This is a genomic window from Roseixanthobacter finlandensis (genome assembly GCF_043195105.2).
Taxonomy (GTDB): domain Bacteria; phylum Pseudomonadota; class Alphaproteobacteria; order Rhizobiales; family Xanthobacteraceae; genus NCEH01.
The window spans coordinates 884,735-901,864 of record NZ_CM195536.1 but is presented as its reverse complement, the minus strand read 5'-3'; the positions used below and the strand labels follow the sequence as shown (position 1 = coordinate 901,864).

Sequence of the window (17,130 nt, the reverse complement as noted above, 5' to 3'; positions counted from 1 at the left end):
TTTGCTTGCGGTTTGGGGGGCGTCGATGAGCACTTCCACCACCTACATCATCCTCACGGAAAGTGTGCTGCAGAGCTGGGCTCGGGATCTCGGAAGCTTGGCAGTTTTCGTCTGCCTCATCGGGATCGGCGTCTATGTCGATAGTTCCGCCATGCAATGGGCCGGGTTCGCTATCGCGCTGGCCTTCACCTTTGGGCGGTCTTCCTCTCACATCCACCGAATGAACATTAAGGAAGCTCGCGCTTACCTTGACCAGATCGAAGGCGGCTCCCGATGAACGCCTCCCACCTCCTTCATCGATCAGCGGACCGGGGCGGGAAGCCTTGCTCGGTGCGCGTGGGCATCGGGTCGATGAAAGCCTGGATCGGTCCCGCCCGCCGGCTCGCCGGCTGTATTCACCGTCAATCCGGGCATCCCACGCACCTTTTCCTTCGCAGCGAAGGCCGTGACGTCTCGTGCCACGCGCCCCGCTTCACACCCGAGGCCGGCGGCGGGGCGATCCGCCGGCATCTCCTGAGCTTCACCATGCAGGCCCAGCGCTCGCCGCGCACTGCAAAAACCAAAGGCGTCCTTGCATGAACGGATATGCAGCCCTGAAGGGCGCGGTGCGCGACCTGGTGGAACATGCCGGCGGCGTCACTCGCGCTGCCCGGGTATCGCGCGCCGACGCGCCCCGGCTTTCCCGCTACGGCTCGATCCACGAGGAGATGCACGCTCCCATCGACGTCATCGCGGATCTTGAGCAGGACGTGGGCGATCCCATCGTGACGCGCATGCTCGCTGAGATGGCGGGCTATGTGTTGGTGCCGAAGGCGATGGCGGAGGGCCAGGGCACACAGTTCGCTCAGCACCTCGCGGACGTCGCTCGCAGCTCTTCGGGTGTGGTCGCGGATCTGGCCGAAGCCCAGGCCGACGGCATCGTGGATACGCATGAGGCGGCGCGCATCCTGCCCAAGATCGCCAAGGCCCACACGAAACTTGCCGAGGCGGAAGCCGATCTCCGACGCCTCGTTGATGCCGGCACGATCACCCCGCTGCGCCGGGGCGCCTGACCGCGACGGCTGACCGCCGCGGCTTTCCCGACCCGTCACCACGTCCACCCGCATTTCGCCGGGCGCTTTCGCGCGCCCTGAGCATGAGGATTCCCATGTCAAATAATGGCGCGGCCTCAGACGTCCTTCGCTCCCTTCGTGACCGCATCGTGCGGCTCGAAGAAGAGAAGAAGGCCATCGCCGAGGACATCAAGGGCGTCTACGCCGAGGCGAAGGGCCAGGGCTTCGACGCAAAATCGCTCCGCGCGGTGGTGAAGCGGTCGATGGAGGATTCCTCCGAAACCGCCAAGCGGAAAGAAACGGAGGCCATCACCGAGCTTTACCTTGCGAGCCTCGGGATGCTGGACGGCACCCCGCTGGGCGACAAGGCGCGCGAGCGCGCGCAGCCGCCGGAGAAGGACGGCCGCGAGGATGACCCAGGCGATGGCGACGGTGCGCCCGCTGGTGATCCGCCCGCCGGCAACCCACTGTCCGCCGCCCCACCGCGCGGCGCCCTCACGGAACAGGACATGGCGGATGCCCGCGGCCGGGGCGCCGAGGATTGCCGCGAGGGGAAACGCATCATCGACAACCCCTTCACGGCGGGCGATCCGCGCCGCGCCGCCTGGGACGAAGGCCACTGCCAGGAGAGCGGCTCGGACGGGATGGAGATCCCGGAAAGTTGGCGCCGCAAGGCGAAGGCGAAGCCCTCGGATGCCGATAAGGGGACCGGAGCATGAAGCCCGTCGAATTGCCCGCCCGCCGCCCTGATGAGATGCAGCGAGCCTGGAAGCGCCTGGAGAAATTCGCCGAGGTGAAAGAGCCCGGCGACGCGGAAGAGCCTATCCTCGCCCCGCCGGTGCGCGGCGCGGTCTATGAATGGCTGACCGAGATCAACTCGGCGGAGGAGCTGGCGGCCGTCGGCATCAAGCCGCGCCGATCCGCGCTGCTGTTCGGTCCGCCCGGCACCGGGAAGACCACTCTTGCCCATCACCTTGCCGCGCGCCTGGGCGTTCCTCTGGTGGCTGTCCAGTCCGAGCAGCTCGTGGAGTCGAAGCTCGGCGGCTCGGGGCAGAACGTCGCGGAACTTTTCAACGTACTCACGCTGGTCGATGGCAAATGCGTCGTGCTGCTGGACGAGATCGACTCCATCGGCTCGCGCCGGTCGAATGACGATCAGGCCTGCGCACGCGAAATGAACGCGGTGCTGAACACCCTGCTCCGCTACGTCGAGGCCTTCTCCGGCATCTGCGTCGCGGCGACCAACCGGGAAGACGCGCTCGACCCGGCGTTATGGCGGCGCTTTGGAATGCAGATCCCGGTGCTGCTGCCGGGCGCGGACGAGCGCTATGCCATCCTGCAGCGCTATGGTGCGCCGTTCGAGCTTGACCCGGACGACGCCGAGCTTCTGACCGACCTCACCTATGGCGCGAGCCCCGCGCTCCTGCGGGGCCTGATGGAAGGGATGAAGCGGGCGCTTGTGCTCGGTCCTCGGCTGCGCCGCGACGTGACGAACCCCGTTTCGGTGATTGCCGGCGTTCTCGCGTCCGTGCGCCCGCCACCGGAATTCGATGCGCCCCCGTTGTGGGAGCCGGACGCCGATTTGACCAAGCTTGCCGGGATTGTCTGGCCGCCGAAGCGGAGCACATCACGATGAAGGAAAATCCCCTCCCCTTCGGAATCGTGCTGACGACCGATCACAGCCTGTGCCGTGGAGACAAATTCACCGTCCGGGTGCGCCGCGCACAATGGGCCGCGGTGCAGGCGCTCTTTGCCGCTCATCCTTCACCGGTCCCGCTGGAAGGCCTCGCCGTCGCAATCTGGCCTGGTGGCCTGTTTTCGGCCGCCGCCACGACAAGAATTATCAGCGACGCGCGCGCGACGTTGTCCCGCATCGGGGTCGGCATCGGCCGCGAAGGCGACAGCTATGTGCTGGTGGACCTCTTGGTGTCGGAGCCTTCGCCGATGCCTCCGGTCGCCCGGGTGCGCGAGGACGTCATCAGCCGCACCGTCGGCGACGTGTGCGTGACCCTCCCCCGCGTGCGGTGGATGGAAAGGCGGGCGCCGTGAGCGATCCCATCACACTCCAACAGCAGGATGCCGCCGTGGAATGCAGCTTTCTCGAATGGCGGAACAGCGTCGAGAGATTGGAGGCCCTCCCGATTGGCAAGGGCGGTGTCGACCCGGCAGCGCTGAAGCTCAAGCGCGTGCGCGTCATCGCGTTGGAAGCCGCGTCCGCAACGCTGCAGCAGCTCGCCCAGAAAGACGCGGAAAGGGGAGCGGCATGAGTATGTCGCTCACAGCGCTGGCGCCGCGCACCTATCGCGTGATCGCGGCCGATCCACCGTGGGACTTCAGGGCGGGCAAGAAGGGGCGGCCCCAGCATTACGCCCGCATGTCCGTGGCGGACATCTGCGCCATGCCGGTGCGCGACCTCGTGCACCCCGATGGTGGGCGCCTGCTGCTGTGGACGACGTTTCCCATGCTGCCACGGGCATTTCAGGTGATGTCGGCATGGGGCTTCCGCCACAGCACCGGGCGGGTGTGGGCGAAGCTCTGGCCCACCGAAGACGAGATGTTCATCTATCCGGACTCGCTGGCGCGCGGCACCGGGTACGAGGTCATCGGCAACTGCGAAATCCTGATGATCGGCAAGCGCGGCCGGCCACAGCCCATCAAAGGCAAGAAGCCCGCCTCCCTGTTCTTCGCTCGCCGGCGCGAGCATTCGCGCAAGCCCGACTGCTTCATGGATGAGGTCACGCGCCTGTTCGACGGGCCGCGCCTGGAGATGTTCGCGCGCGAGCGCCGCGCCGGGTGGGACGCCTTCGGGAACCAAGTCGAGAAATTCGCGGAGGCTGCAGAGTGACCCCCAAGCAGCGCGACGCCCTCCGCTTCATCGGCGCCGCCATCGCCAGCGATGGTTGCTCGCCCACCTATGACCAGATCGCTGCCGCGCTCGGCCTGCGGAACAAGTCCGGCGTGCATCGTCTGGTCAATGGCCTGATCGAACGCGGGCTGTTGGAGCGCGAGACGGCCGGCGTGCGACGTCAAGCGCTTCGCCTGACCGAGCTGGCGAAGCGCCTGGACCGGGTGGCGATCGAGATTGACCAGGCGCTGGCCGCCGACCTCGCCCGCTTCGCCGCTGAAAAAGGCCTCTCGCCCGATCAGGCCGGCGCCGAGGCAATCCGTCAATTTCTCACCATCGGACAGGCATCGAAATGAACGCCCCCCTGCGTGAACTCGTTGTCGATAGCTTTGCGGGCGGTGGCGGAGCGTCCGAAGGGATCAAGATGGCCCTCGGCCGTGATCCCGATATCGCGGTCAACCACGACCCGCTTGCGCTCGCCATGCACAGGATCAACCACCCCGGCACGCGACACATGGTGCAGGACGTGGCGACGGTGGATTCGGTCGGGATGTGCGCGGGCCTGCCCATCGGCATGTTGTGGATGTCGCCCGATTGCACCGACCACAGCAAGGCCAAGGGCGCGGCGCCCCGGCGAGATGGGAACAAGACGACGCGCGGGATCGGCTGGGCCATCCTCGGTTGGGTTAATGCATTGCCGAAATGGCAGCGCCCCCGCGTCATATTCCTCGAAAACGTCGAGGAATATGTGGACTGGGGGCCGTTGATGGCGAACGGCAAGCGGTGCCCCAAGCGCAAGGGCAAAACCTTTCAGGCGTTCGTCCAGGCTTGGAAAGACCTCGGCTATGCGGCCATCGAGTGGTGCTTGCGCCGGGCCTGGTGGTCCGGCTCGGGCACCATCCGCCGGCGGCTGAACATGGTCATGCGGTGCGATGGCGAGCCCATCGTGTGGCCCGAGCCCACGTATGGAAACCCGAACAAGGCGGCCGATGCCGCGCGCATCGCCACCGGAGAGTTGAAGTCGTGGGTGATCGCGGCCGACTGCATCGATTTCTCGCTGCCGATCCCATCGATCTTCGACAGCAAAGCGGAGATCAAGCGCAAGTTGGGCATCAATGCGAAGCGCCCTCTGGCTGAAAATACCCTGGCGCGGATCGCCAAGGGCGTGAAGCGGCGCGTGCTGGATTCGGGTCGGCCCTTCGTGGTGAAGGTGAACCACACCGGGCGCGACGAAGCGCGCGACCGCGACATAGGCACACCCTTCACGGCGATGACCGGAAAGCGTGACGACGCCCTGGCAACGCCGTTCCTTGCCTATGCCCAGCAAGGCGGAGCGGTTCGCGCGGCGGACCATCCAGCCCACACCTTCACGGCTTCACGGAAAGATCAGAATGTCATCGTGACGCCGATCCTTGTGGGTTGCGGGGGGCGCGCGGGCCAGAGTGAGCCGCGCGGGGCCAACGAACCGGCCCTTACCCAAACGGCCAAGGCTGATCTGTGCGTGGTGACGCCTTTCCTTGTGCCCCGATACGGCGAGCGCAAGGGGCAGGAGCCGCGCACCTATCCCGCTAACCACCCGGCGCCAACGCCCGTGCCAACCGGGAACGAAGGCAGCCTTGCCGTCGCTTTTCTCGCGCAACACAACGGTGGCCCGCGCCCCGGCGCACCGGCGCATGGGGTGGATGAACCTGTCTCGACCATCTCCACGGCCGGCGCGCAACAGCAGCTCGTGACCGCGCACATGCTCACCCTCCGGGGCATCGACCGCCGCGACTCCGGGGCTGATGAGCCTGCGCGCACATCCTCCGCCGGCGGGAACCATGACGCCGTCGTCACCTTGCCGTTGATGACGGTCTATTATGGGGCAGACGACGATGGTGCGTCCGTTGATGAGCCGAACCGCACCGAGACGGCAAAGCCTCGTTTCGGGCTGGTCAGCGCCACCGCCGCCGTGCCGCCGTTCGGGCCGGAGCATGAGGCCCGCGCGCGCCAGGTGGCGGAATTCCTGCGGGCGCACGGCTGCTGGGACGGCGGCGAGTTCGTCACGCTCGATATCGACGGCGCGACCTATGTCATCGTCGACATCTGCATGCGCATGCTGACCCCGCGCGAGCGCTTCACCGCCAACGGCTTCCCGCTGAGCTACATCATCGATCGCGGCCTGACCGAAGATGGCAAGGTCATCAGGTTCACGCTCGAACAGCAGGGCTACATGTGCGGCAACGCCGTATGCCCGACCGAAGCGGCGGCGCTGGTTGCGGCGAACTACCAGCCGCGAGAAGTGTCCGCACCGCGCCGGCGGCAGGCTCCTGAGGCGCAGCCTTCATTGTTCGTGGAGGCGGCTGAGTGAGCGCGGACCTCATCGCACGCCTGATCGAAGCCGGAACGCCCGCGAATCTGGTGGCCGAGGTGGCGATGGTGCTCGGCCGAGCGGATGCGGAGCGGGCGGCCCTTGAGGGGCGGCGGGAATCTGATCGCGAGAGGAAGAGGCGGCAGCGCGAGGTGTGTCACGTGACGTCCCGCGATGTCACGGCCTATCACGGGACAGCACGGGACGGACGGGACATTCCCCCTTCTCCCGAGCAAAGAAAGGTCTCCCCAGACCCCTCTAAAGAAACTCAACCCTCTTCCCCCTCCCCTTCGGCTTCGCCTCAGGAACACACCGGGCGAGCGCGATCGGTCGCGGTGGCGGAGTTTGATCGGTTTTGGGCGGCCTATCCCCGGAAGATCGGCAAGGACGCTGCGCTGCGGACCTTCGGCGCCGTGATGAAGCGAAACCCCACGCTCACCGTCGAGACGATGGTTCAGGCCCTGGATGCCTATCAGCGCTTCAAGCCTCCCGATCTGGATTTCTGTCATCCGGCGACGTGGCTCAACCAAGGGAGATGGAACGATGACTGGTCAGGCGGTGGTGGTACAGAACGGGGGGCGGGATATCCGCGGCGCGCTGGTGGATCCCCGCAGGGCGTCACCGCAATGGCTGACGTCCTCTCTCGACGCCCTGACAGCCGATTTTCCGCCGCGCCTGCCAGCGGAGCGGGCGCCGACGGAAGACCAGCGCCGCAAGGTGCAGGAGATGGCGGCCCGCCTGGACGGGTGGTTGGAGCCGGCGCCCGTTGATGCGGCCGGAGCCCTCATCGCCAAGCTGCACACGTTCCTGTCGGCGCCTGAGCTGGACGAAGGCGCCGCGCGGGTTCGGGCACAAGCCTACCTCGATGCTCTCGAAGGCGCGCCGGCCTTCGCCTTGGACGAGGCGTATCGGCGCATCGTCTCCAATGAGGCGGGGCTGAGCACGCGATGGATGCCAACGCCGCCGGACCTGCACACCTTGGTGCGCGACATCGCAAGGCCCGCTCGCGAGCATGTATTTCGGCTGCGCCAGGTGCTCGCCGCGAAGGTGATACAGGCACCGCAGAAGCCATCGCCCGAGCGAGCCGCGCAGGTGGTGGCTGAGGTGCTCGCCGCGTTCCCGGCCTTGTCGCGCCGTCGCCCATCAAATCCGGCGGGTGTCGATCACTCGCAGCCTTTCAATTTCGCAGGATGACCATGGATCGCCACCGCCTTCCGACGCGCCGCCCGCATGAGGTGGTCGAGTTCACGCATGGGCGGATCGCCTATTCCGCCGGCGTAGGCACCTATGAGGATGGTCGCCTGGGCGAGGTGTTCTTGCGTGCCGGCCGCGCTGGCACCGAGATCGACGCCCATGCGCGCGATGCATCTGTGCTGCTGTCCCTGGCGCTCCAGCATGGCGCGACCATCAACACCATCCGGGGTGCCCTGACGCGGGAGGAGGACGGTTCGGCCTCCGGTCCCGTCGGCATCCTGCTCGACATGCTCGCGGCGGAATTGGGGGAAGCGTGATGGGCAAGGATCACCAGAAGATCGCGATCAAGGTCAAAGCGGCCCAGCGCGAGCGGCGGGAGAAGCGCCGCCGCGTGGTGCGCTTTCCGACCGAGCAACCGACGGCGCGGCGATTGCTGGAGCTTGTGGAGGGGCTGGAGTGGTATGCGCTGCGCGTCGCGCCGCAGAAGGAATTCGCCGTACAGGAAATCCTCCTGCGCCAGGGCGTGACCACCTATTGCCCTTCGGACCGGCGGTGGCGAAAGGTGAGCCGGTATGTGCGTGAGAAAGAGCTGCAGTCCTTTCCGCTGGTTCCCGGCTATGTCTTCGCCGGCTTTCCTCCCGGCGCTGGCCGCTGGTTCGAGCTGTTCGCGATTCCCATCGTGCTCGGCTGCGTAGGCATCGACGGCGTGCCGGCCAGGATCAGGGCAACAGCGATGGAACGGATGATTAAGGTCTATCGCAACGGGCTATCCAGGCCGGACGGTGAGAAGTTCATGCGGACGCACGCTGAGTTCAAGACGGGGGACCGTGTGCGCATTGCCGAGGGCCCCTTCACCGACCACGTCGTGCCCGTCATCGAAATCCATGGAAAGATGGCACGGATACTGATGGACCTCTTCGGGGTAATGAGAGAGATGGATATTCCATCTGAAATACTGGAACCTGCGGCTTGACTTAAGTCGCAAATCACTTCAGCGTTCAGTCTTCAGGACGACCGGGGCTCCCTGCGCTCGACGCATAACCCGATCCGGCGGACGCAACTCGCGATCCGCACCCCTGGCGAAGCCTTGCCAGTCAGTCCGCAAGATCATCCAGAGACACCCGAAGCGCGACCGCAACACGCTTAAGCGTGGTGATGTCCCCGGTCTTCTTCCCGGCCTCGATTTCGCTCAAGAATCCTTGAGATACCTCGGCCTCCTTCGAGAGAGCCGCCTGTGTGAGGCCGCGCTTTTTGCGCCAGAAGGCCAGCGGGGTGGGTGCCGCCAGCAGCGCGTCCATTTCCTCGCTGCTGAGGGTCTCTTCCTCGCCCCGCTCCATGCGCCCGATAACAGCCTTTGCAGTGGCCACGTCCGCACGGTCTTCGGCGGTGGCGATGAGCTTGTCATATTCCGCGCGGGAGAGGATCACGATTTCCTCGCCGCCGGGGGTCTTGGTCATGATGGCCATGTTCGCCTCCTCACTCATAGATGCCGCCACGCGGCCCGATGTCCAGAACGGTCACTTCCGAGGCGGTCTCCTGAAGGATGACCCGGAAGTCACCGACCCGCAGCCGGAGGGCATGGACGCCCTGGAGATGCTTCACGTTGGCCGCCAGCGAGGCCGGATCGGAAGCATATTGCTCGATCTTGGCCCGGATCTGCACCGCGCGGTTCGCGTGCTTGCGAAGGGCGCGGGCTGCGGTGGGGGTGTAAGTGACCGTCTTCATGTGAGTAATATCTCATATAGAGATATTATGAGCAATAGCTAATTGAGATATTTTAGCGAGATATGGACACCATGCCGAACCCCATCATGAAGCATTTTGCCTACGCTCACCTTCCTGCGCATCTGCAGGAGGTGAGCAAACCCATCGGCGACCTCGCGCGGGCGATGGACGAGAATCTGCCCGACGGTGCCGAGAAGTCGGCTGGGCTGCGTAAGCTCTTGGAGGCGAAAGACTGCCTCGTAAGGGCCAAGCTCGGATAGTTGCGAATGCAAATCACGTTTAACCTCGGCGACTTCGAGCGTAAGGCGCGGGAGCTTGGCGCGACCGAGAAGCAGATGCCGTATGCGCTGGCCACCGGGATGACGTGGACCATGCGCGAAGCGGTGGCTGCCGAGACGGCTGCGCTCCCGGCCTCCCTGGATCGCCCCACGCCCTTCACCATGAAGGCGGTTGGCTACACCCCGGCCACCAAGAGCACCCTTCGCTTCGAGGTGTTCATCAAGGACATCCAGGCGCGGTACCTCGGCATCAACGTGCGCGGGGGCACGCGCTCGCCTGAGAGCGCCAAGACCCTGGCCACCCCCTTCATTCGCCGCAACGCCTTCGGCAACGTGGCACGTGGCTCGCTCAAGGCGCTGGCGAAATCCAAGAACGTGTTCTCGGGTAAGCCTCGCGGTGGCGACCGTCCTGCCGGACTGTGGCGCCGGACCGGCAAGAACACCAGCATCCGCCTTCTCGCCCTGTTCCAGCCGACCATGACCTACACCAAGCGCCTGGACTTCGACGGGATCTTTGAGCGGACCGTGCGAGAGCAGATGCCCATCAAGATAGGCGAGGCAGTGCAGCGGGTGATTGCCCGGTTCGCCGCGCGCGGATGACACATCACAGATATTGATGATATATCCGGACCTACCGGAATAATATTACGTCATAATAATAAGATTGTAATATTATTACGTTGGGTCCCTCCTGACGGGTTGGCTAGATGGGTGTTTCTGAGGCTCGGCTTAGCCCTAGCCACAGCGTTCTCTAGGGGGCGTATGAATAAAAGTGATGGGTGGGCGACCCAGGCCGAGGTCGCGGAGCACCTTGATCTGTCTCAACCTTCTGTCTCCCGGATGGTGAAGGAGGGGATCATCAAGGCCGAGGCGCGGGGCCGGTATGACCTCGACGCCTGCCGCGTGGCCTACATCCAGCACCTGCGGGCGCAGGCCGCCGGGCGCCAAGCTTCCGCCGGCAGTGTCGGGTCGCTCGAAGCCGAGCGGGCGCGGCTCGCGAAGGAGCAAGCTGACGCCAAGGCGATGGAAAACGCCGTCACCCGCGGCGAGCTGGTCAAGGCGTCCGAGGTTGCTGCCACCTGGGAACAGATCGGGACCGAGGTGAAGCGCGTGCTCCTGTCCATTCCGGCTGACGTTGCGCCGCTGCTGGACGGCAAGAAAACCACCGCCCAGCGAGAGGCCATCGTGCGGTCGCGGGTCGAGGAAGCTCTTGAGGCGTTGACGGGAACACGGGTCGATGCAGAACCGGGCGACGACGCCGGCGATTAAGGTTGTCGATCATCCCGGTTTGCTGCAGGCGGTCTCCGAGTTTTTCTCGACGCTGCGCCCGCCGCCGACCCTGGGCCTGACCGAATGGTCGGACCGCTTCCGCAAGCTCTCGCGAGAGACTTCGGCGCGGCCGGGCCGTTGGCGGACCGAGCGCCAGCCCCTGCTTGGCGACATCATGGACGCCATCACGGACCCCAACGTGGTCGAGGCCTGGGCCCTGAAACCGAGCCAGTTCGGCTGGACGGAGGTCATCAACAACGTCGTCGGCTATTTCATGCACCAGGATCCGACATCCATCCTGGTGGTCCAGCCCACCGTTGAGATGGCCGAGGCCTGGAGCACAGACCGGCTCGCGCCGATGGTTCGGGATTCTCCCGCGCTGACCGGCCTGATCGCCGACCCGAAGTCCCGGAACTCTGGCAACAAGATCCTGCACAAGCAGTTCCCGGGCGGGCAAGTGGACATGGTCGGAGCGAACGCGCCGTCCGGCCTCGCCTCCCGGCCAAAGCGGGTCGTCCTCTACGACGAGGTGGATCGGTATCCGGTTTCCGCCGGCACCGAAGGCGACCCCATCAGGCTTGCCCGCAAGCGTCAGACCACCTTCTGGAACCGCAAGACCATCGGGGGCTCCACCCCGACGCGCAAAGGTTTCTCGCGCATCGAGCGCGAATATGAGCGGTCCGACATGCGGGTCTGTCACGTCGCCTGCCCCTATTGCGATGTGTTCCAGCCGCTGCGTTGGGAACAGGTGAAATGGGACAAGGCCGAGGACGGAAAACACCTGTTCGACACCGCCCATTATCAGTGTGAAGGCTGCGGCGAGCTGTGGACCGAGGGTGACCGGCTCGCCGCGATCGACAATCGAAAGTGGGTGGCGACGCGACCGTTCGAAGGGATCGCTGGTTTCCGCTTCAACGCGCTGTACTCGAAGCTTCTCGAAGACGGCTTGGCCGGCCTGGTGCGGGAATTCCTCGACTGCCGGAAATCCCCCGAGCTGCTGCAGACCTTCGTCAACACGGTCCTCGGAGAGTCCTGGGAGGAGCAAGGCGAGGGCCTGGACCCGGAAGGGTTCATGCACCGGCTGGAGCTGTTCGACCATGACACCCTGCCGGACTTCTGCCGGCTGGTGACCATGGGGGTGGACGTCCAAGGCAATCGTCTCGAAGCGCAATGGATCGCGTGGGGCGAGGGCGAGGAAAGCTGGCCCTGCCGATACGAGGTGATCCTTGGCGATCCTTCGCAGCCGGATGTCTGGGCCAAGCTCACCGACATGCGCCGCGAGGTGCTGGTGGCGGACACCGGCCGGCCGATGCGCGTGAAAGCCTGCTGCATCGACATGGGCGGGCATCACACGGCGCAGGTGCTCAATTATGCGAAGGCCTACCGCCGAGAGGGGGTGTATGCAACGAAGGGAATGAGCGGGCCGCGGCCGATCTGGCCGAAGCGCGGCACCAGGTCGAAGACCCATTCGTTGCAGTTTTACGCCATCGGCGTCGATACCGCGAAGGACGCCATCTATGGGCGCTTGAAGATCCGGCTCGGCGACGGTGAAGAGATCCGCCCGGGCTATGTCCATTTCCCAGCGGCTGACGGATTCGACGCTGAATATTTCGCACAGCTCACCGTCGAGAAGGTGCTGACCCGGTTTCGCGAGGGTCGCCCGTACCGCATCTGGGAATGCCCGAAGGGTGCGCGAAATGAGGCCCTCGACACGTTCGTGCTGGCGCTGGCCGCGCGCCTGTCCACCAACATCCGGTTGGATCGTCCGCCCGCGCCGGAGCGCGCCAGCAGGTCCAGGCCGGCACCCAAGCAGGATGGCGCGCCGGCGCCGGCGCCGCCTCCGACCAAAGCTGCAACCAAGGGCCCGACGAAGCGCCGATCGCGCGTCGCGCCGTCCTCCTACATGGGGTGACCGTCATGGCCTACACCACCGAACAGCGCGAGGCCCTGCGAGAGGCGATCGCGAGCGGCGCCACCGAAGTCACCTACGACGGGAAGACCGTCAAATATCGCTCGTTGGGCGACATGCGCTCGGTGCTCGACATCATCGACCGCGACCTGTCGGGCGCGCCGCGCCGCAGCCGGTCGCTGCGCGCCGTGTCGAACAAGGGCCTCTGAAATGCTGGAAGGTCTGTTCTCCCGGTTTCGGGGAACGCCCACGGCGCGCGCGCCTGCATCCGGCACAGGCCTGGAAGCGGGGCAGTATCAGCGCCGCCTCTCCGGGTTTTTGCCCAGCCGGCAGCACGTCAATACGCTGGTCCAGTCGTCCGGCGACACCGTGCTGGCGCGCTCTCGCTACCTCGCGCGGAACAACCCCTACGCGGCAAACGCTGTCGAGGTATTCTCGGCGGCCCTGGTGGGCTACGGCATCAAGCCCGCCTGGCTGCAGAAAAAAAGCAAGCTGAAGAGCGTGGGCCAGCAGCTCTTTAAGGACTGGACCGACGACGCCGATGCCGAAGGGCTGACGGATTTCTACGGGCTGCAGCGGCGGGTCGCGCGAGAACTGTTCATCGCAGGCGAATGCTTCGTGCGCCGGCGGCCCCGGTATCTTTCGGACGGCTTCGCCGTGCCGCTGCAGATCGAGGTCATCCCCTCGGAGATGTGCCCGATCCAGCAGATCGCCATTACGCCGCCCGGCGGAAACGTGATCCGGCAGGGCATCGAGTTCGACCGCGTCGGCCGACGCGTTGCATATCACTTCTACCGCCGCCATCCCGGCGACGTGACACAGGACCCGAACCCGGACACGGTGCGGATTCCGGCGTCCGAAATCCTGCACGTGTTCGACCCGGTCGAGGCCGGGCAAATTCGCGGGCTTCCGCGGCTCACGCCCGCAATCGTCGCGCTCTGGTCTCTCGACGCATACGACGACGCCGAGCATGAGCGGAAGAAGACGGCGGCGATGTTCGCCGGTTTCATTCGCAAGCCGGCCAATGGCGAAGTCGGCCTCGACATCGAAGACGACGGGAGCGCCGCCCCCCCGCTGGTGGCGCTGGAACCCGGCACCCTGCAGATTCTGGAAGAGGGTGAGGACATTACATTCTCCACGCCGGCCGATGTCGGTGGGGCCTATGAGGCGTGGCAGTATCGCGCCCTGACCCGCATCAGCGCCGCCCTGGGCCTCCCTTACATGGCGCTTACCAGCGACATGGTGAAGTCGAATTACAGCAACAGCCGTCAGGCGCTGGTCGAATTCCGCCGGCGGATCGAGGCGATCCAGCACAGCGTCATGGTGTTCCAGTTCTGCCGCCCGGTGTGGCGCTGGTTCCTCGATGCTGCGGCCCTGTCGGGCGCGCTGAAGATGCCAGGCTATGCCACGGCCCCGCGCCAGTACCTCGGCGTGAACTGGATTACGCCGCGGTGGGAATGGGTCGATCCCTACAAGGACCGGCAGGCGGAAGTCTTGGCCATCAAGAACGGGTTCCGCGCCAGGTCGCAGACGATCGAGGCCGAAGGCGAGGATCCGGAAGAGGTCGATCAGCGCATTGCGGACGACGCCAAGCGCGCAGCCAGCCTCGGCCTCACCTTTCCGGACGTGCCAGGCATCGCCGACCCCAGCCTGATGCCGAAGGACGGCCAGCAGGCTCGCATCGCCGCTTGAGACCAGGCCCGCCAGAACTCAGAACAGGAACCTTCCATGCCCAAAAATCTACTGGTTGATGGCGAGATGGTGCTTTACGGGCCCGTCGGCGGCGTCTTCTGGGATGACGAAATCGGCTTCACCGCGCGGGATGTTCTGCACACGCTGGCGGGCGTCGAAGGCGATATTCCCGTTCGTCTGAACAGCGGTGGCGGAAACGCCTGGGATGGCATCGCCATCTACAACGCTCTGCTCGCCCATGACGGCAAGGTGACCATCATCGTTGATGCCATCGCGGCCTCGGCGGCGTCGATCATCGCGATGGCGGGCAAGGAGATCGTCATGCGCGGCGGCGCCCTGATGATGATCCACGACGCGTCCGCCAACAGTTCCGGCACCGCCGACGATCATGAAAAATCCGCCGAGATGCTGCGCAAGCTCGATAGCCAGATGGCCGGCATCTACGCCCGGCGGACCGGCGCGGATCGAGAGGAAGTCGCCGGTCTGATGACGGCCGAGACGTGGCTGACCAGCGCGGATGCGGTCGAGCGGGGCTTCGCCACCAGCTCAGACGAGGCGGCCGCAGCCGACGCGACGGCCTCGGCCTACGACTACCGGCTTTACGCCCATGCGCCCGAACACCTTCGCGCCGCTGCACGTACCCTCATCCCTTCCCCCGCGGCGGCCGCCGCAAAACAGGAGGTCACCATGACCGAGAAGACCCAGGCGGAGAAAGACGCCGCTGCTGCTGCCGCTGCCGCCAACCCTGCGCCCACCGCCGACGCCTACACCGCCGCAACGGCGGCTGCGGTGCTGGAGCTTTGCGCGATCGCCGGCGTCAGCTCTGTCGTCGCATCCCAGATGGTCACGGCGAAAACGCCTCTCGATCAGGTGCGTGCGGATCTGGCGAAACGCGCCGCTGAGGCGGCCGATAAAGAAAATCTCGATACGGCCCGCACGCCCAAGGCGAGCGGCTCCGGTTGGGACGAGGTGACCGCCGAGGTGAACCGCCGGTACGGCGTCGCCCAGAAGTGAACCGCCGGTATAGCCGCCGGCTTGAAGGAGCATCACCATGACCACGCTGACCGAAACCCTTCATGCGGGTGGCTTCCTGCTTTCGGAACTGCCCGACTTCATGTCCCGCGAAGCGATCGTCATCGCCGCGAGCCAGACCCTCGTTGCCGGACACGTGCTCGGCAAGACGGCTACCGCCACGGGCGTCACCGCGACCGCGGCGCCTGTCGCCGGGAACACCGGAACCAGCACCATCGCGATGGCGAATCCGGCCGTCTCTTCCAAGGCGAAGAACGGCAAATACCGCGGCGTCCATCTGACCGCCACGACCGTGCGCTGGGAAGATCCCAACGGCGTCGAAATCGGGCAGTCCACGAACGGCGCGGCCTTCAATAAGGAGGTCAAGTTCACGATCACCGCCGGCGGCACGGCGAATGTCGTGGGTGATGCCTATGAGATCACGGTCGGCATCGAGGATGCGGATGAGGTCCACAAAGCGTTCGACCCGACGGCCACGGACGGCAGCGAGGTCGCCGTTGCGATCCTCTGGGATGGCGTGACCACGGCCGCCGATGAAACCGCGCGCGCCACCGCCATCGTCCAGATCGCGGCCGTCACCGATGGCGATCTCACCTGGCCCGCCGGCATCACCGATGCCCAGAAGGCAGCTGCCATCGCGGACCTGAAGCGGGCCCGCATCACCGTTCGCTGACCCCGGCGGCGCGGCGCGCCGCCCGCCCATCTCGCCCTTGGGCAAGGCGCGCGCCGCAATTCGGCATCTCCCCAGGAGCTTTTCCATGATCACCATGGACGTTTTCAAGCAGGACCTCTTCAGCGCCACCAGCCTCACGGCCGCGGTGGACAAGATCGGCTATGTGCCCGGCGTGCTCGGGAGCATCCCCGGCCTGTTCCAGCCGGTGCCCGTCCGCACCACCTCTGTGTTCGTCGAGGAGCGTGGCGACGGTCCCCTGCTGATCAACACCTCGCCCCGCGGCGCGCCGCCTGATCCCCGACAGAAGGAAAAGCGCAAGGGCCGCAGCTTCGACACCGTGCGGCTGGCGCGGGATTCGAAGGTCTATGCGAGCGAGCTGCAGAACATCCGTGCCTTCGGCTCGGAAACCGAACTCAAGCAGGTGCAGACCGAAATCGCCCGGCGGCAGTTGCTGATCCGCAACGATCTCGAACTGACCCTGGAAAACATGCGGCTCGGCGCCATCCAGGGACTGGTGACCGATGCGGACGGCAGCGTGCTGTTCGATTGGGCAACCGAGTTCGGGCAGGTCATTCCCGCGGAAATCGACTTCGACCTGGACAATGCGACGCCGGCGACCGGGGCGGTCCGCAAGAAGTGCAACGCGGTGGTGCGTTCCATCACGACCAACCTGAAGGGCATGGGTGGCAACGCCGTGTCCATCGTTGCCCTGTGCGGCGATGCCTTCTGGGATGATCTTACCACCCACCCCGAGGTCGAGAAGACCTTCCTCAACACGCAAGCTGCCGCCGATCTGCGCAATGGGTTCGGCGCCGCGTACACGCAGTTCAATTACGGCAACATCACCTGGATCAACTATCGCGGATCCGACGATGGCGCAGTGTCGATCGGCACGGACAAGGTGAAGTTCTTCCCTGTCAACGCGGGCGTCTTCCAGATTGCCTACGCCCCTGCGGAATCCTTCGACTTCGTCAACACGCCCGGGGCGCCGGTCTATTCCTGGATCGTGCTCGACAAGGACCGCAACACCTGGGCGTCGGTGGAACTCTATTCCTACCCGCTGCCGGTGTGTGTCGCCCCGTCCGCCCTGCATCGCGGGCGGCGGACCTGA

24 protein-coding genes and 1 pseudogene are annotated in these 17,130 nt (G+C 65.6%); 23 read left to right on the top strand and 2 right to left on the bottom strand.

Annotated elements, in window-relative coordinates; genetic code table 11:
• Positions 1–25: 25 nt before the first annotated feature.
• From V5G24_RS04270 to nusG, 14 genes and pseudogenes are all read left to right on the top strand, one after another.
• On the top strand, positions 26–277 hold the full coding sequence (locus tag V5G24_RS04270; RefSeq protein ID WP_394079884.1) for a hypothetical protein: 252 nt from the start codon (positions 26–28) through the stop codon (positions 275–277).
• A 74-nt stretch (positions 278–351) separates the two neighbouring features.
• On the top strand, positions 352–579 hold the full coding sequence (locus V5G24_RS04265) for a hypothetical protein (RefSeq protein WP_394079882.1): 228 nt from the start codon (positions 352–354) through the stop codon (positions 577–579).
• Positions 576–1,052, top strand: a complete 477-nt coding sequence (locus V5G24_RS04260) for a phage regulatory CII family protein (protein ID WP_394079880.1) — start codon at positions 576–578, stop codon at positions 1,050–1,052. The genes V5G24_RS04265 and V5G24_RS04260 overlap by 4 nt, the downstream gene beginning before the upstream one ends.
• A 95-nt stretch (positions 1,053–1,147) precedes the next feature.
• On the top strand, positions 1,148–1,771 hold the full coding sequence (locus V5G24_RS04255) for a DUF2312 domain-containing protein (RefSeq protein ID WP_394079878.1): 624 nt from the start codon (positions 1,148–1,150) through the stop codon (positions 1,769–1,771).
• Entirely contained in the window at positions 1,768–2,688 is a 921-nt protein-coding gene (locus V5G24_RS04250; RefSeq protein ID WP_394079876.1) for an AAA family ATPase, read from the top strand. The genes V5G24_RS04255 and V5G24_RS04250 overlap by 4 nt, the downstream gene beginning before the upstream one ends.
• Positions 2,685–3,101: a hypothetical protein gene (locus V5G24_RS04245; protein WP_394079874.1), complete on the top strand. Its 417-nt coding sequence runs from the start codon at positions 2,685–2,687 to the stop codon at positions 3,099–3,101. The genes V5G24_RS04250 and V5G24_RS04245 overlap by 4 nt, the downstream gene beginning before the upstream one ends.
• Positions 3,098–3,319, top strand: a complete 222-nt coding sequence (locus tag V5G24_RS04240) for a hypothetical protein (RefSeq protein ID WP_394079872.1) — start codon at positions 3,098–3,100, stop codon at positions 3,317–3,319. Before V5G24_RS04245 ends, V5G24_RS04240 begins: the two co-directional genes overlap by 4 nt.
• Entirely contained in the window at positions 3,316–3,897 is a 582-nt protein-coding gene (locus V5G24_RS04235; RefSeq protein WP_394079870.1) for an MT-A70 family methyltransferase, read from the top strand. Before V5G24_RS04240 ends, V5G24_RS04235 begins: the two co-directional genes overlap by 4 nt.
• Positions 3,894–4,253, top strand: coding sequence for a LexA family protein (locus V5G24_RS04230; protein WP_394079869.1), 360 nt, complete (start codon positions 3,894–3,896; stop codon positions 4,251–4,253). The genes V5G24_RS04235 and V5G24_RS04230 overlap by 4 nt, the downstream gene beginning before the upstream one ends.
• Entirely contained in the window at positions 4,250–6,247 is a 1,998-nt protein-coding gene (locus V5G24_RS04225; protein ID WP_394079867.1) for a DNA cytosine methyltransferase, read from the top strand. Before V5G24_RS04230 ends, V5G24_RS04225 begins: the two co-directional genes overlap by 4 nt.
• A gap of 65 nt (positions 6,248–6,312) precedes the next feature.
• A pseudogene (locus V5G24_RS04220) lies at positions 6,313–6,717 on the top strand (LvrA C-terminal domain-related protein); the annotation flags it as partial.
• On the top strand, positions 6,713–7,441 hold the full coding sequence (locus V5G24_RS04215; protein WP_394079865.1) for a hypothetical protein: 729 nt from the start codon (positions 6,713–6,715) through the stop codon (positions 7,439–7,441). The pseudogene V5G24_RS04220 and the gene V5G24_RS04215, both read left to right, overlap by 5 nt.
• Before the next feature lie 2 nt (positions 7,442–7,443).
• Positions 7,444–7,758 carry a TSCPD domain-containing protein gene (locus tag V5G24_RS04210; RefSeq protein ID WP_394079863.1) on the top strand — a complete coding sequence of 105 codons (315 nt, stop codon included), beginning with the start codon at positions 7,444–7,446 and terminating at the stop codon, positions 7,756–7,758.
• The gene (gene nusG / locus V5G24_RS04205; RefSeq protein ID WP_394079861.1) at positions 7,758–8,414 is read left to right on the top strand and encodes a transcription termination/antitermination protein NusG; all 657 of its coding nucleotides are present in this window, start codon (positions 7,758–7,760) and stop codon (positions 8,412–8,414) included. The genes V5G24_RS04210 and nusG overlap by 1 nt, the downstream gene beginning before the upstream one ends.
• Positions 8,415–8,535: 121 nt before the next feature.
• Here the strand turns inward: nusG and V5G24_RS04200 are convergent, their stop codons facing one another.
• Together V5G24_RS04200 and V5G24_RS04195 are read right to left on the bottom strand one after the other, a co-directional pair.
• Positions 8,536–8,907, bottom strand: coding sequence for a helix-turn-helix domain-containing protein (locus V5G24_RS04200; RefSeq protein ID WP_394079859.1), 372 nt, complete (start codon positions 8,905–8,907; stop codon positions 8,536–8,538).
• 10 nt (positions 8,908–8,917) lie between these two features.
• Positions 8,918–9,166: a type II toxin-antitoxin system RelE family toxin gene (locus tag V5G24_RS04195; protein WP_394079857.1), complete on the bottom strand. Its 249-nt coding sequence runs from the start codon at positions 9,164–9,166 to the stop codon at positions 8,918–8,920.
• Positions 9,167–9,237: 71 nt separating this feature from the next.
• On the opposite strand from V5G24_RS04195, the gene V5G24_RS04190 reads away from it, so the two are divergent.
• The 9 genes from V5G24_RS04190 (at position 9,238) to V5G24_RS04150 (ending at position 17,130) form a co-directional block, all read left to right on the top strand.
• On the top strand, positions 9,238–9,426 hold the full coding sequence (locus V5G24_RS04190; RefSeq protein ID WP_394079855.1) for a hypothetical protein: 189 nt from the start codon (positions 9,238–9,240) through the stop codon (positions 9,424–9,426).
• A 6-nt stretch (positions 9,427–9,432) separates the two neighbouring features.
• Positions 9,433–10,044: a hypothetical protein gene (locus V5G24_RS04185; protein WP_394079853.1), complete on the top strand. Its 612-nt coding sequence runs from the start codon at positions 9,433–9,435 to the stop codon at positions 10,042–10,044.
• A gap of 162 nt (positions 10,045–10,206) precedes the next feature.
• Positions 10,207–10,713 (top strand): hypothetical protein, encoded by a 507-nt coding sequence (locus tag V5G24_RS04180; RefSeq protein ID WP_394079851.1) that lies wholly within the window; start codon positions 10,207–10,209, stop codon positions 10,711–10,713.
• Positions 10,682–12,625, top strand: coding sequence for a phage terminase large subunit family protein (locus V5G24_RS04175; protein WP_394079849.1), 1,944 nt, complete (start codon positions 10,682–10,684; stop codon positions 12,623–12,625). The genes V5G24_RS04180 and V5G24_RS04175 overlap by 32 nt, the downstream gene beginning before the upstream one ends.
• 5 nt (positions 12,626–12,630) lie before the next feature.
• Positions 12,631–12,831, top strand: a complete 201-nt coding sequence (locus tag V5G24_RS04170) for a phage head-tail joining protein (protein ID WP_394079847.1) — start codon at positions 12,631–12,633, stop codon at positions 12,829–12,831.
• Between the two features lies 1 nt (position 12,832).
• Complete coding sequence (locus V5G24_RS04165) at positions 12,833–14,314, top strand: phage portal protein (protein ID WP_394079845.1); 1,482 nt, start codon at positions 12,833–12,835, stop codon at positions 14,312–14,314.
• Positions 14,315–14,350: 36 nt separating this feature from the next.
• Positions 14,351–15,328 carry a head maturation protease, ClpP-related gene (locus V5G24_RS04160; protein WP_394079843.1) on the top strand — a complete coding sequence of 326 codons (978 nt, stop codon included), beginning with the start codon at positions 14,351–14,353 and terminating at the stop codon, positions 15,326–15,328.
• Positions 15,329–15,365: 37 nt separating this feature from the next.
• Positions 15,366–16,019, top strand: a complete 654-nt coding sequence (locus V5G24_RS04155; RefSeq protein ID WP_394079841.1) for a head decoration protein — start codon at positions 15,366–15,368, stop codon at positions 16,017–16,019.
• Positions 16,020–16,104: 85 nt separating this feature from the next.
• Complete coding sequence (locus V5G24_RS04150; RefSeq protein ID WP_394079839.1) at positions 16,105–17,130, top strand: major capsid protein; 1,026 nt, start codon at positions 16,105–16,107, stop codon at positions 17,128–17,130.

What these genes read in the sequence shown, in the direction of transcription:
- V5G24_RS04270 (WP_394079884.1), top strand. Translation starts at nt 26, where the DNA reads ATGAGCACTTCCACCACCTACATCATCCTCACGGAAAGTGTGCTGCAG.
- V5G24_RS04265 (WP_394079882.1), top strand. Translation starts at nt 352, where the DNA reads ATGAAAGCCTGGATCGGTCCCGCCCGCCGGCTCGCCGGCTGTATTCAC.
- V5G24_RS04260 (WP_394079880.1), top strand. Translation starts at nt 576, where the DNA reads ATGAACGGATATGCAGCCCTGAAGGGCGCGGTGCGCGACCTGGTGGAA.
- V5G24_RS04255 (WP_394079878.1), top strand. Translation starts at nt 1,148, where the DNA reads ATGTCAAATAATGGCGCGGCCTCAGACGTCCTTCGCTCCCTTCGTGAC.
- V5G24_RS04250 (WP_394079876.1), top strand. Translation starts at nt 1,768, where the DNA reads ATGAAGCCCGTCGAATTGCCCGCCCGCCGCCCTGATGAGATGCAGCGA.
- V5G24_RS04245 (WP_394079874.1), top strand. Translation starts at nt 2,685, where the DNA reads ATGAAGGAAAATCCCCTCCCCTTCGGAATCGTGCTGACGACCGATCAC.
- V5G24_RS04235 (WP_394079870.1), top strand. Translation starts at nt 3,316, where the DNA reads ATGAGTATGTCGCTCACAGCGCTGGCGCCGCGCACCTATCGCGTGATC.
- V5G24_RS04225 (WP_394079867.1), top strand. Translation starts at nt 4,250, where the DNA reads ATGAACGCCCCCCTGCGTGAACTCGTTGTCGATAGCTTTGCGGGCGGT.
- V5G24_RS04215 (WP_394079865.1), top strand. Translation starts at nt 6,713, where the DNA reads ATGCCTATCAGCGCTTCAAGCCTCCCGATCTGGATTTCTGTCATCCGG.
- V5G24_RS04210 (WP_394079863.1), top strand. Translation starts at nt 7,444, where the DNA reads ATGGATCGCCACCGCCTTCCGACGCGCCGCCCGCATGAGGTGGTCGAG.
- nusG (WP_394079861.1), top strand. Translation starts at nt 7,758, where the DNA reads ATGGGCAAGGATCACCAGAAGATCGCGATCAAGGTCAAAGCGGCCCAG.
- V5G24_RS04200 (WP_394079859.1), bottom strand. Translation starts at nt 8,907, where the DNA reads ATGGCCATCATGACCAAGACCCCCGGCGGCGAGGAAATCGTGATCCTC.
- V5G24_RS04195 (WP_394079857.1), bottom strand. Translation starts at nt 9,166, where the DNA reads ATGAAGACGGTCACTTACACCCCCACCGCAGCCCGCGCCCTTCGCAAG.
- V5G24_RS04190 (WP_394079855.1), top strand. Translation starts at nt 9,238, where the DNA reads ATGCCGAACCCCATCATGAAGCATTTTGCCTACGCTCACCTTCCTGCG.
- V5G24_RS04185 (WP_394079853.1), top strand. Translation starts at nt 9,433, where the DNA reads ATGCAAATCACGTTTAACCTCGGCGACTTCGAGCGTAAGGCGCGGGAG.
- V5G24_RS04180 (WP_394079851.1), top strand. Translation starts at nt 10,207, where the DNA reads ATGAATAAAAGTGATGGGTGGGCGACCCAGGCCGAGGTCGCGGAGCAC.
- V5G24_RS04175 (WP_394079849.1), top strand. Translation starts at nt 10,682, where the DNA reads ATGCAGAACCGGGCGACGACGCCGGCGATTAAGGTTGTCGATCATCCC.
- V5G24_RS04170 (WP_394079847.1), top strand. Translation starts at nt 12,631, where the DNA reads ATGGCCTACACCACCGAACAGCGCGAGGCCCTGCGAGAGGCGATCGCG.
- V5G24_RS04165 (WP_394079845.1), top strand. Translation starts at nt 12,833, where the DNA reads ATGCTGGAAGGTCTGTTCTCCCGGTTTCGGGGAACGCCCACGGCGCGC.
- V5G24_RS04160 (WP_394079843.1), top strand. Translation starts at nt 14,351, where the DNA reads ATGCCCAAAAATCTACTGGTTGATGGCGAGATGGTGCTTTACGGGCCC.
- V5G24_RS04155 (WP_394079841.1), top strand. Translation starts at nt 15,366, where the DNA reads ATGACCACGCTGACCGAAACCCTTCATGCGGGTGGCTTCCTGCTTTCG.
- V5G24_RS04150 (WP_394079839.1), top strand. Translation starts at nt 16,105, where the DNA reads ATGATCACCATGGACGTTTTCAAGCAGGACCTCTTCAGCGCCACCAGC.